An 11,412-nucleotide genomic window follows, 5' to 3' on the forward strand; every position below is an offset into this window, starting at 1 on the left:
CGACTAACGTTGAAAAAGGCAGGTATTGTGAGTAACTGGGCAAGCATACGTCAGATTCTTTCTACCCAGTGCAGAATGACAATTTCAATGAAGTGTAAGAACGGCAGTACAGTGCACGTGAGAAAAAGTAGCCGCCCGGATGCATCCCAACAGGAAATTTTGTCAGCTCTTGGAGTGCAAAATCTACCAGGTAAGCAGGTGAAGACAACAATATGAATAAAAAGTAACTGCTCACAGAATAAGAAAAAAAGTAGTGCCATAACGGCACATGCTGAACCGGTAAATATCTGTATTTACGATAAATTGTGATCCAGCGTCACGAACTTGGGCTAAATTAAGATAGAGGTAACACATAGGCTTTTTTGAGGCCAGAATCAGCTTGGTAAAGCGGATGTGGTTTCTTTTACCTGGAAAAAGATTGTAGCAGGTTTGGCGGAACGAAGAAGAGTAGGGCAAGCGGACTGTAGAGTCTCGCTTCCCGCGACTTGAGACAATGTCATAATTCTCAAGTACAACTACCTGTTACGAGATAGTGTCTACCAACGAAAATGAGAAAAGATAGATGGTCGAGGAGGGGGGACGGGTCGGTAGAATGCAGGAACCGCCCATGCCTTGAATTATCCTCCCCCCCCTTGGAGGGGATAAGAGGGGGGCTGTGGTATAGAGATAGTATTTTAGCGAATATTATCACCTCAACCCACCGCTCTTATCATGCCCAAAATACTTGAAAACGACCAGTTCAGCAAGCAAGAATTACCCATTCGCTGTCCCCAATGCGCCATGACGGTCACGATCCGCAATGGCAGCAAAAGGGCACACCCTGAAGAAAATTGCCAAATCCGTATTCAATGTTATCTCTGTAAATATCAACGCTGCCCCAGAAAAACATTTTCTGTCCAGCCGTATCCTTTGCTTCCCGTTCTTCGTCGTGTCCTACATCAATCTTGAATAATATGGCAAGATAGGGAACGCAAAACATAAAATTTAATATCTCGCTTATAATTTGCGGAAAAGCATTTCGTAAAGCATCTCCAGGTAGAGGTTTTTTAAATCTTTACCTTGCGAGTATGGCTGTTTCCTCATGTGAAGTGCAGGCAAGCTGTGGGGTCTAAGTTCACTTGTCGAAAGGCGCCAGTGTCTGGTCAAGCGATCTTTCTTGCCTGATTCAATTTCTGTGCATTTGGACTATTACCTTTGGAGAAAATGCTCTATTGTAAACAATGAATGAAGGTTTGATAGTTAATCGCTAATTTTTTTTGTGCAAAGTTTCCAGTGTGTTACAAGAATGTTTAGATAAAACTCGTAATTGCCACTTTGGAAGCGTTTATGGCATTCATTGATTCTGTTCAGCCATTTGTTATTTGAATGTAAGTCGCGCCATTGCATGACTATGTTATGGAAATTTAAGTAGGTTTCAAGCATAAAGCGGCCAATTCTGCCATTAGCATCATAAAACGGGTGAACCATCACAAATTGTTGATAAAATTTTACTGCATTATAGACAGGGTCATCTGGATTTATTGTAAGGCAACTAACCGATTTTTTAACACCATCTTCTATTTTTTCTGTCGAATAACCTGGAAATCGTTGGCTTGGCCCAAAGAAAACAATACCGTTTCCTGGATCCTCAGCGGCACGATACTGACCCGCATTATTAATGATGCCTGAAAAGAGATAGTGATGCAGAGAAAGAGGAAGACGTTCGAATGTTTCAATGAACTCCTCTTCTTCTTTTGTCTTGAGGTGATTAATGAAGTCTTCGGTATTTAGCTTGTCGAAGCGAACAAGGATTTTTATGAGGGCGTCGTCTACTAATGGCGGCGAGCTAACAGGAAAATCCTCCATCAAATCACGGAAATATTCCCTGTCGTGAGAGTCGCATTCGTGATTCAATCCTATTATTCTGCAAAAAAGGAATGAACGAGTTGTTTGAACTCGTGATTGGCTTCATCACTAAGCTTGGCATACTCTTTATAAGAAGAGTAGGTAGCATTAGCAGCTGTTTCTGCTTCATCCATATCAAGGACAAAAGAATGCCAAGTATTAGAATGGAGTAAATGAAAAGCTGCTTCTGTTCTGTCCTTGAGCAAATTTAACGCAAATGGCTGTTTTGAATAATACTCGATAATTGACTGCTCAGAGATAGTCTCTCTATCAGCTGTTTGCTTCCAAGGGTCTTCGTTATGCGTCATTGCGCTTAAAGTGAAAGCAGAATAATCGACATAATTATTCAGAATAAATTTCAGTAGGTCAGCTTGTGAGTCCTTCCAGGTTGGAAAAACTTTGGTGGTAGGAATAGGGCTTGAGCCGTATTGTTGATAGGTCTTGTAAATGTTATAATTCACAGGGCCGTATGTCCATTTTTCAAAACTAACATTAACCCACGGTTCTCCGGCGACAAGAGTCCACACCTTTGCATAGTACGCCAATTTTTGTAATTTCATAGGCGTAATATTTTTTTCTGGGTATGTGTGCAGTATGAATGCTGCTAAGTCCAACGGTTCCATGACTATTCCATGAGTAACTAATTTTGAAAAAACGACTCTAACATAGACACTTTGGCCCAATTTTGTCAACGAGATTGTGTTAGTCTTTGTTGAGAATAATTCTTTATTATAAGCTTATATTCTGTTTTCACAATGTCAAAGAATAATATCATTCATCTGTAATATGGTGGTAGAGTTATGGATGGTGAATTGGGGGGGAGCTATCAAGTGTGAGTTTTAACTTGCTGTTTTTTAGCTTTACTAATGACATTGTAAATATCTCCCCTCCCAACATTATATTCTTTGCGAGTAGTGTGGGGTTCCCCCTGTGTTAGGGTAGTTGCCATCTCGCTGCACAGTCATCAACACTGCCAAGACGGTTACCATAGATTCTGGGACGACCTCTTTCTTTTTTACCTGTTACAATAGGTGCAAAATCCCACAGCGCTATATTTGTGCGCATTCGAGACAGCAAACGATACTTGCCGTCAGCCCCTTGTTTCAAAGGTGCCCAGAGGCCATTATTGCCGAACCAGCTGTCAGTGACTACCAGTACAGTTTTTTGATAATAAGCCTGTACATCTTTCGCCACTTATCCTGTTGATATTGCGTAATATATTTATATTTCTAACTCAAGGTTGGCATAAAAATGAATCATTTTTTATAGTCGTTCTCATTTAGGGGCTCTTCCCATGTTTACTGCCCAGCTTTTAACCTTGCTGCGCAATTTTCAGGAAACTTCAGGTGTATAAGTTTAATGTGTTGTAGGTAAAAATAGCGAGTTGGTGTCAATTTTTTAGCCTGCATTATATTCGAGCCTGTCGAGAATTACGCCGCTATTAATACAGGAGTTCGAGGCCAACTGCAAATGCGGTAGCGTTAGCCCGCCATTGCCTGCAGGGACCACTGGACCAACACCAGATCCCTCGATTGCCGGCTTTTCACCGGGCGCAATACCAGAACCTGGCGTGTTCGTGACCCTTTCTGCGCGAAAGGTGATGGTCTCACCGTCCGCCCCTAATATCTGCACTCAAGGGGGAGCAGGCGCGGTTCAAGGGTGGTGGCGTTTTCCCCACCAACGAACATTTTGTCAGGAACTGAGGCGTAACCGCAAACCCATGCTATGGGAACGCGGGGTTCACCGTCAACGCGGGCGGGACGAAGTGCCAGGACTTTGCCTCGGGCGTTTTTGTTGATGCGGTTGCCCAGCGTTATCGCAATCATGCCATCATTAATGGCAACTGCTGCTGTATAATTGCCAACAATTCGATCAGCAGCGGGCAGGTCGGCTGCCAGATTGTCATGTGGTAGCCGACCATCATGCGCTGTGTAGAAATTCTCCACAGCAACCCTGACGAAATCTGCCAGTCTGAGGGCCTCTTGAACCTGGGAACGAATTACTCGATCCTGGAAAGAAGGCATTGCCATGGTGGTGAGGATACTGATTATAGAAATAACAATCATCAGCTCGACGAGGGTAAATCCTTTTTTGTTATACGGGACCATGATCACTCCTTACTCAGATTACTTCAGCCAGTTTAAACAATGGCAGATACAGTGCGAAAACAAACAAGGTCACAAGCAACGCCGCTGCACAGATGGCAACGATATCAAAGACAAGGACCAGACGACGTTCAATTCGCTGAAACTCCTCCTCGTAATAGGATGCAAGATCGGCATAGACAGCAGGGCCGATGGTGCCACGCTCCGCGACACGAACCATCTGCAGATAAAAGGGGGGGAAAATATTGGTCCGACGCAGTATCTGCAGACCTGAATCCGTTGTTCCAGCCCTTTCCGTAGCATCCTCCAGCATTGTTTTCCAGGATGAAGGGAAGAGAGGTCCGGCAGCCATACGAAGCATAGTCGCGGGGGAGGATTCTTCGCCAGACAATGCGGCCATATACAGGGATAATCGGCAAAGAAAAATGGTTTTGGTCAGCTTTCGCAATCCAGGAACCTGCGAACTCCAGGACAAGACACGATTTCCCAGGAAAAGAAAAAGCAGGACAAGGGTAAGCAGTAAAAATATCGCTAACAGACCATGTCCGTAAAAGGCCGAAGCCAGGGAGATCAGGATCTGAGTCGGCAAGGGTAGCGTTGCACCAAAGCCATCATACATTTCAGCAAAGACGGGGAGAACAAACGTCACCATCAACGCGATGAGGGCCAAGGCGAGAAAAATAATGCAAAACGGATAGGAAAGCGAACGCCTTAGCCTCTTTCGCATGGTACCGCTCTCGTCCAGATCTTTTGCCAACGCAAGAAAGAGGCGTGCCAGAGATTTGCCGGAGAGTCCTCCTTGTATACCCTCAACCAATACTGGCGGGAAAATTTCAGGGTGCCGCCCCATCCCTTCCCACATAGCGACTCCCTGTTGAAGGTCTGCATTGAGCGCAACCATCGTGTCCTGGAGCCGGGATCCATCACTCTCCTCGCCGATGATTGCCACTATCTCTTCAAGAGGAGTCTCCCGAGACAAGAGTGCGGCAAATTGCCGGTAAAGAATAATACGTTGTTGTTTCTGTCGCATGTATCGCACCTTTCTATTTCAGATCGTATAAAATATAGTTTTCATCACGGACATCACTTCCTGCGCCATCGCCTTGCCTCCCCGCGTCTCCTTCCGCAACCCAGACAAGCGGGCCCAGGCTATCTCCCCCCAAAATCCGAGCCCGCAACCAGACATGCGCCACCGGTTCGTCCTCAAGATGCTCAGGGGCATGCACAGGTCCGGTTAAGTTAATCTTAAAGGCACCATCGCGAAAGCAGGCATCGATATCAGGGCCATACTGCGGTTGTGGTACGGCTCTGTCCGTCCAGTAACCGGTGAGGGCAAAATCTGCCATGGCATCTGCGCGGGAATCGTTGACCGCGAGAAGATGGGAGAGAACAGACACCTTTTTCAAAAGAAGCTGGGAGGAATTGACAGCACAGAAAAGCAAGGCACAGATAGTAGATATTGAAAAAATGACATCGAAAAAGAGCTGGCGAAAAAACGCACTGTCCCTGTGATCGGGTCTTGTCCTCATTTGCACTTTTCCTTCGTCCAGCTAAATATCCCGTTAAGATCATCCCCCTGTAACTCGGGATGGATACTCATAGTTTTGTTTTCACAGCCCCCAGAAAAGGTGTCGTTGAAATGGACATGGATAACCCCATGGTCTACGGCTATGGAATCGATATATTTCCCCTTGATGGCGTTCGGCACCGGCTGTCCGCAGCTCATGTTATCACGGGGCATCTCGCCTGTATGTGCATAATATTCTAGGATATCTTTTTTTATCGGCTCCGTAAGCCTGTCACCTTCCACAAGAATGGCCCGATGCCGATAGGCAGAAAATTGCGGGATGGCGATGGCGGCCAGTACTCCGATAATCGAAACAACGTACATAAGCTCGATCATGGTGAATCCTTGCTCTATATTCCCATTTCTTTTCATAGCAACACTCTCTAAAAAATCTCGGCGAAGTGGTCCCACTTTTCCGACCAAATCCCTTGTGAGTTAAATTCAATTGTAACTGCTCACAGCGCACCTGATCTTTGCACGATCAACCTGACTCACGTATGACCCAATACGCTGCACCAATCTGCTTACAAAATTTCAGGTTCCCTGTAACTCCTTACAAAGAGGGGGAATTCTCAAGCTTATGGGGCTCCTCTGTGAGCAGCTACCTTTTTATTACGATTATGTGATGAGATTTCAAGCGATAGAATTTCTCCTTATAGTACGACTTCTTCATTTTTACTGCCGACCAGGTCTTCTCAAAGGTTTTTCTTATCATTAGAAAACTCGTCTACTCTTGGGGAAGTGGAGTATTCCTAGGGATTCTTGAATAGAAAGGCTGATTATCACATATATGTAAGGAATGATGCTTTTTTGTCTGTTTTTATCACACAAATGGGAATTGATGACAGGGGTAAAGAGACCTGAGTGTTAACAGCTAATTTACTCTGAAAATATCAGTTTATATAAAATCAGACTGTTATGTCAAAAAAAACTTAAAAGATCGGGCGTGGATAAAAAACGGCATGCATTTTGTTAAGAGTTCGTTATTACCATTTTTAAAATTCGTAATAATGAAAAAGGAGAGAAACAATGAAAACGGGAATGAAATGGTTGATGAGTGCACTGGCACTCCTGATCACGGCGTGCAATGTGCAGGCTGGAGCATTAAAAATTGCGTACAGTGATTGGCCTGGATGGATTGCCTGGGATATCGCTGAGCGAAAAGGCTTTTTCGAAAAAGCAGGTGTTGATGTAGAGCTGAAATGGTTTGAGTACATGGCTTCCATGGATGCCTTTGCCGCCGGACAGGTTGATGCTGTCTGTGTTGCACATGCCGATGCGCTTGTGCTTAACGCAACCGGCGCCAGAAACATCATGATTCTGGTGAACGATTACAGCAATGGTAATGACAAAATTGTGGCTGCACCCGGTATTAGTTCCGTAAAAGAACTGAAAGGAAAAAAGATCGGTGTTGAGCTTGGTCTTGTTTCCCACCTATTACTGGTTAACGCCCTTGCCGAAAACGGTATGAGCGAAGCAGACGTTACCCTTGTAAACGTGCCTACTCATCAGACCGCACAGGTGCTTGCTTCCGGTGATGTAGATGCAATCGTTGCCTGGCAGCCGAACTCTGGTCAGGCGCTGAAGTCAGTACCCGGCTCTACTGCTGTTTACACCTCAGCCGATGCTCCCGGTCTTATCTATGATACGCTTGCCGTATCACTGAAATCAGTTCTTGAGCGTCGTGACGACTGGATGAAAGTTGCTGCTGCCTGGTATGACGTTGTCGCTTACATGAAGGACCCTGCCAACAAAAAAGAGATGCTTGAGATTCTTTCTGCCCGTGTTTCACTCACCCCTGAAGAGTATGAACCGTTTCTTGAAGGAACCAAAATTCTTGAGCTTCCTGAAGTCCTTAAAGTTCTCGAGATCAAAGAAGGTTTCGGCAGTCTCTATGGCTCAAGTGATGTTACCAATGATTTCTTTGTTACAAACAAGGTCTATGAAGAGCCAGTAAACGTGAAGAAGTCCATCGATCCTTCTTTTTCCAAGCAGTTGGTCAAGTAAGGGAGATTGAAGTCCATGTCTTGGTTTCTTATGCAAAAAGATCTGCCCGGCCGAAAAAGGCTGATGCTGATTATCACCTCGTTCCTTCTGCCGCTCGCGGTATGGTCGGTTATCAGTTACACCCCCTTTATCTGGCATCCGTTGATGAAGGTGGTTGATGCCGGTGACAGCCTGTATGTCGAAGAAGGGCAGCGGATTTCAATCTCTGTTTTTGAACAGGAAAACCAGCGGCTCAAAGAGAGTGGGGGAAGTGTTATAACAGGTGTGAGAGCAAATCCTGTATACCTTCCTCCGCCGCATAAGGTTTTAACGGCTGTCTATACCGCCTTTAAAACTGAACCGAGAAGGCCTGGCGATCCGTGGCTGCATGAGAGTCTTGTTCATAGTATTCGAGTGGTATTTTACGGGTTCATGCTTTCATCAATTATCGGTGTACCCCTTGGCATCATGTGCGGTGTCTTTGACTTCTTTTCAAAACTGACCGAGCCGTTTTTTGAGTTTTTTCGTTACATGCCGGCGCCGGTATTCGGCGCACTTGCCGTGGCAGTGCTTGGCATCAATGACAGCCCGAAAATAGCGATTATCTTTATCGGCACTTTTTTTCAGCAGGTTCTGGTCATTGCCAACACCACAAGACAGTTGCCCTCTCCATTGCTCGAAGCCGCCCAGACTCTGGGCGCGGAGGGAATCACCCTGTTCAAGAAGGTGGTGCTCCCGGCAATAGCCCCGCATGTTTTTCTTGATATGCGGATTCTGCTCGGCTGGGCATGGACCTACCTCATTGTTGCCGAAGTAGTTGGAACGAGTACCGGTATTACCTGGTTTATCAATCAGCAGGCAAAATACCGGATTTATGAAAACGTGTATGCGGCGATTTTGATGATCGGTTTGATCGGCCTCTTCACAGATATGGTGCTTGCATGGATCGGACGTAACCTCTTTGTCTGGACAGGTGGACGCAGAAGTTCATTTTTTCAGATGCTGGTTGAGTTTGTGAGCACCCCGCGCGATAAAACTTTTAGCATCGTAGACAAGCGGGGTTTGCGTCATGAATAAGCTGCAGCTACCAAGTTATAAGGAGCAGGCGCCTGAAGTTGCTGAGCGGTTCAGAAAACTGAAAGAGCGAGAAGTCATTCTTGAAACAGCAGATCTGACCAAAAAATTTGAAGTAGAAAAAGGTGCAGTCACAGCGCTTGAGAAGGTTTCTTTTAAGGCGTATCGAAGAGAATTTCTTTCAGTTATCGGTCCGTCTGGCTGCGGCAAATCAACCCTGATACGCATTCTTTCAGGGCTTGAGACTGCAACAGAAGGAAGCGTTTTACTTGACGGGAAACCGGTAACCAAGCCTGGTCCTGAAAGGGGTATGGTGTTTCAGGGGTACACCCTGTTTCCGTGGCTCAGTGTCAAAAAGAACGTCATGTTCGGCCTCGAGGTGGCAGGTAGAAGCCGCAATGGTGCCGAAGCTGAAGCGCTGCAGTGGATAGAGATGGTCGGCCTTGAAAAATTTGTCGATCACTATCCGGCCCAGCTTTCAGGCGGCATGCAGCAGCGGGTTGCTATTGCAAGGGCGCTTGCTAATCAGCCCAGAGTGCTGCTGATGGATGAGCCTTTCGGTGCGCTCGATGCTCAGACCAGAGCGAAAATGCAGTCCTATCTTTTGCAGATCTGGAGAAATGTCGATATCACCATCATCTTTATTACCCATGATCTTGATGAGGCGGTCTACCTCTCCGACCGTATTCTGGTACTTGACGCCAATCCCGGTCGGGTAAATGAAATGATAGAAGTTCCGGTGGCAAGACCACGATCATCCAAGCAGCATCTGAATCCTGAATATCTGGCAACAAAGGCTCATATTGAGTCATTGATCCACCCACCCGGCGATGACGATGATGACACACTGCCGATGATCAAGCTGACAAAAGCAGGGGATGAGATTGTTTAGCGCGAAAAAGCGTGATGCAGCAATTTAAAAAAATAGAGACCAATAGAACCATGGCGAAACAGAAAACAGAAAAAGTCCACAGAATCAGTATTTCACTGCCTGAGAGTTTAACTGTAGAGCTTGACCAGATGGTTATCGACGGGGGGTATCAGAATCGCAGTCAGGCTGTTGCCCATATGATACGCAATAATCTTGATGATTACTACGGTGGCAAGGGCAGCCAGATCATGGCCGGGACAGTGACCTTGGTCTATGACGAATCAAAGCCTAACCTGCGGCAGAAACTTGTAGAGATTAAGCGCCAGTACATCGATACGGTTATTTCGTCACTCAACGTTCTACTTGAAAATAATCATTCTCTCGAGGTTCTGCAGGTTCAGGGCCCGGTGAAGACATTGAATACGATAGTTAAGGAAATCCGTGCGTGCAAAGGGGTTGAAAGTTGCAAAATAGCTCTTACTTCAACGATCATGCCGCCGATCCATATCAAGGAAGGAGTAAACAATGGATAAGGAATTCAGTCATAGCGAATCACCTCTGGTTCAAAAAATAATTGACGGAGGATGGAACTGGTCTCATGTGGTTAAACGCGGCATGTCGATACGATTTACCGACCTTGAAGGAGGAGCGAATCTGTCGGCTCTTTTCTATAACGCCACCAATTTCTCCGAGCGCTACAACATGGGAGATACCCTGAAAATTCAGCATATTTCCTACATGTGTAAAAACCGCTGCATTTATTCCGATATGGGTAGAATATTGATGTCCGTTATCGATGATAGCCTTGGCTGGCACGACATGATCTGCGGTGTGAGTTACCCGGAGACCATTCAAACCCGATTTGGCGCCAAAAGTTATCAGGAATTTCACAATGAGTTTCACAGAAACGGATATGACTCCTTGATGATTGAGCTTGCCAAACACGGTTTGGGCAAACGCGATTTTATTGAAACCATCAATTTTTTCAGTAAAGTCGGTGTTGATCAGGATGGCGGCCTGGGTTTTGTCGAAAATCACTCAAAACCGGGCGATTTTGTCGAACTGCGGGCTGAGATGGACACGCTTGTTGTGGTCGATGCCGGAATGCATCCGCTTAATCCTTCTGCTTCCTACCTGAAAAAACCCGTTGAGGTAACCATTGCCCCATGTGATCCGGCAAAGCAGGACGACCCGTGCAAACATTTTTGTGCGGAGAATGAACGCGGCTTTTTTAATACCGAACAATATAACTACGCAGGCTGAGCGGGGGCAATATGGAATTTACAGAAAGCAGTTTGAAAAAAGAAGACGCCGTTCATACAGCCGAAGTTATGGCAGGTGACGGCTGGATGTATGCATTAAAAAAAGGTCAGGTACTGCGCATTACAGACTTGAAGGGGAATCAGGCTGTGGACACGATCTTCTTTAATGCGCAAAACACGATGGAGCGGTATCACTCAACCAACACCATTGTTGGTCAGCAGAATGTCTATATCTCAACCGGTACAGCGCTCAGGTCCAATGAAAATAATGTGATGCTGACCGTGGTGGCAGACACCTGCGGTCGTCATGACACGCTTGGCAGCGCCTGTTCATGTGAGAGCAATACCGTACGGTACGCCCTTGATAAACGGTATATGCACTCATGCCGCGACATTTTTCTTAAAGCTTTGCTCGACTGGGGTTGTGACATGGATAAGCGGGACCAGGTCTGCAACATCAATTTTTTTATGAACGTGCCGGTCAACCCGGACGGCGGGTCAAATTTTGAAGATGGCCTTTCAGAGCCTGGCAAGTATGTGGAGCTTCGGGCCGAAATGGATGTGCTGGTGCTGGTGTCAAACTGCCCACAGTTAAACAACCCCTGTAATGCGTATAATCCCACTCCGGTGGAAATGACTATCTGGTAATCATCATTGTTGGGT

At 46.0% G+C, this 11,412-nt stretch carries 13 protein-coding genes and 1 pseudogene; 7 read left to right on the plus strand and 7 right to left on the minus strand.

The features are described 5' to 3' along the window. Nucleotides 1-216, plus strand: a pseudogene (locus G493_RS34005) (IS1634 family transposase); the annotation flags it as partial. Nucleotides 217-1,239: 1,023 nt separating this feature from the next. On the opposite strand, the gene G493_RS0114385 reads toward G493_RS34005, so the two are convergent. The 7 genes from G493_RS0114385 to G493_RS29370 form a co-directional block, all read right to left on the minus strand. Continuing rightward, a complete protein-coding gene (locus tag G493_RS0114385; protein ID WP_035274579.1) occupies nucleotides 1,240-1,845 on the minus strand; it encodes a Fic family protein in 606 nt (201 codons plus the stop codon). A gap of 53 nt (nucleotides 1,846-1,898) precedes the next feature. Next, nucleotides 1,899-2,507 carry a Panacea domain-containing protein gene (locus tag G493_RS32275; RefSeq protein WP_051309316.1) on the minus strand — a complete coding sequence of 203 codons (609 nt, stop codon included), beginning with the start codon at nucleotides 2,505-2,507 and terminating at the stop codon, nucleotides 1,899-1,901. 310 nt (nucleotides 2,508-2,817) lie between these two features. Further along, the gene (locus G493_RS0114395; RefSeq protein ID WP_028580962.1) at nucleotides 2,818-3,078 is read right to left on the minus strand and encodes a transposase; all 261 of its coding nucleotides are present in this window, start codon (nucleotides 3,076-3,078) and stop codon (nucleotides 2,818-2,820) included. Nucleotides 3,079-3,503: 425 nt separating this feature from the next. Beyond that, nucleotides 3,504-3,992 carry a pilin gene (locus G493_RS0114400; protein ID WP_035274582.1) on the minus strand — a complete coding sequence of 163 codons (489 nt, stop codon included), beginning with the start codon at nucleotides 3,990-3,992 and terminating at the stop codon, nucleotides 3,504-3,506. Between the two features lie 13 nt (nucleotides 3,993-4,005). After that, entirely contained in the window at nucleotides 4,006-5,019 is a 1,014-nt protein-coding gene (locus G493_RS0114405) for a type II secretion system F family protein (RefSeq protein ID WP_028580964.1), read from the minus strand. A 13-nt stretch (nucleotides 5,020-5,032) separates the two neighbouring features. After that, on the minus strand, nucleotides 5,033-5,518 hold the full coding sequence (locus tag G493_RS0114410; RefSeq protein ID WP_028580965.1) for a hypothetical protein: 486 nt from the start codon (nucleotides 5,516-5,518) through the stop codon (nucleotides 5,033-5,035). Next, nucleotides 5,515-5,928, minus strand: coding sequence for a pilin (locus tag G493_RS29370; protein WP_051309317.1), 414 nt, complete (start codon nucleotides 5,926-5,928; stop codon nucleotides 5,515-5,517). The genes G493_RS0114410 and G493_RS29370 overlap by 4 nt, the downstream gene beginning before the upstream one ends. A 657-nt stretch (nucleotides 5,929-6,585) precedes the next feature. Between G493_RS29370 and G493_RS0114420 the strand changes: the two genes are divergently transcribed. Genes G493_RS0114420 through G493_RS0114445 form a run of 6 tightly spaced genes read left to right on the plus strand, consistent with a single transcriptional unit; the run spans nucleotide 6,586 to nucleotide 11,397 of the window. After that, nucleotides 6,586-7,563 carry an ABC transporter substrate-binding protein gene (locus tag G493_RS0114420; RefSeq protein WP_028580966.1) on the plus strand — a complete coding sequence of 326 codons (978 nt, stop codon included), beginning with the start codon at nucleotides 6,586-6,588 and terminating at the stop codon, nucleotides 7,561-7,563. Nucleotides 7,564-7,578: 15 nt separating this feature from the next. Beyond that, nucleotides 7,579-8,619, plus strand: coding sequence for an ABC transporter permease (locus G493_RS29375; protein WP_084813594.1), 1,041 nt, complete (start codon nucleotides 7,579-7,581; stop codon nucleotides 8,617-8,619). Next, complete coding sequence (locus G493_RS0114430) at nucleotides 8,612-9,508, plus strand: ABC transporter ATP-binding protein (RefSeq protein ID WP_028580967.1); 897 nt, start codon at nucleotides 8,612-8,614, stop codon at nucleotides 9,506-9,508. The genes G493_RS29375 and G493_RS0114430 overlap by 8 nt, the downstream gene beginning before the upstream one ends. Nucleotides 9,509-9,522: 14 nt before the next feature. Beyond that, nucleotides 9,523-10,020 carry a CopG family ribbon-helix-helix protein gene (locus G493_RS29380; RefSeq protein WP_051309318.1) on the plus strand — a complete coding sequence of 166 codons (498 nt, stop codon included), beginning with the start codon at nucleotides 9,523-9,525 and terminating at the stop codon, nucleotides 10,018-10,020. Beyond that, entirely contained in the window at nucleotides 10,013-10,750 is a 738-nt protein-coding gene (locus G493_RS0114440) for an urea amidolyase associated protein UAAP1 (protein WP_028580968.1), read from the plus strand. The genes G493_RS29380 and G493_RS0114440 overlap by 8 nt, the downstream gene beginning before the upstream one ends. Before the next feature lie 11 nt (nucleotides 10,751-10,761). Then, on the plus strand, nucleotides 10,762-11,397 hold the full coding sequence (locus G493_RS0114445; protein ID WP_028580969.1) for an urea amidolyase associated protein UAAP2: 636 nt from the start codon (nucleotides 10,762-10,764) through the stop codon (nucleotides 11,395-11,397). The last annotated feature ends 15 nt before the right edge of the window (nucleotides 11,398-11,412 follow it).

Origin of the sequence: Desulfogranum japonicum DSM 18378 (assembly GCF_000429945.1) — a bacterium.
Lineage (GTDB): Bacteria > Desulfobacterota > Desulfobulbia > Desulfobulbales > Desulfobulbaceae > Desulfogranum > Desulfogranum japonicum.

Coding starts and splice junctions, on each gene's coding strand:
- G493_RS0114385 (WP_035274579.1), bottom strand. CDS start 1,845: ATGGAGGATTTTCCTGTTAGCTCGCCGCCATTAGTAGACGACGCCCTC.
- G493_RS0114445 (WP_028580969.1), top strand. CDS start 10,762: ATGGAATTTACAGAAAGCAGTTTGAAAAAAGAAGACGCCGTTCATACA.
- G493_RS0114405 (WP_028580964.1), bottom strand. CDS start 5,019: ATGCGACAGAAACAACAACGTATTATTCTTTACCGGCAATTTGCCGCA.
- G493_RS0114400 (WP_035274582.1), bottom strand. CDS start 3,992: ATGGTCCCGTATAACAAAAAAGGATTTACCCTCGTCGAGCTGATGATT.
- G493_RS0114430 (WP_028580967.1), top strand. CDS start 8,612: ATGAATAAGCTGCAGCTACCAAGTTATAAGGAGCAGGCGCCTGAAGTT.
- G493_RS29375 (WP_084813594.1), top strand. CDS start 7,579: ATGTCTTGGTTTCTTATGCAAAAAGATCTGCCCGGCCGAAAAAGGCTG.
- G493_RS0114440 (WP_028580968.1), top strand. CDS start 10,013: ATGGATAAGGAATTCAGTCATAGCGAATCACCTCTGGTTCAAAAAATA.
- G493_RS0114410 (WP_028580965.1), bottom strand. CDS start 5,518: ATGAGGACAAGACCCGATCACAGGGACAGTGCGTTTTTTCGCCAGCTC.
- G493_RS29370 (WP_051309317.1), bottom strand. CDS start 5,928: ATGAAAAGAAATGGGAATATAGAGCAAGGATTCACCATGATCGAGCTT.
- G493_RS32275 (WP_051309316.1), bottom strand. CDS start 2,507: ATGGAACCGTTGGACTTAGCAGCATTCATACTGCACACATACCCAGAA.
- G493_RS29380 (WP_051309318.1), top strand. CDS start 9,523: ATGCAGCAATTTAAAAAAATAGAGACCAATAGAACCATGGCGAAACAG.
- G493_RS0114420 (WP_028580966.1), top strand. CDS start 6,586: ATGAAAACGGGAATGAAATGGTTGATGAGTGCACTGGCACTCCTGATC.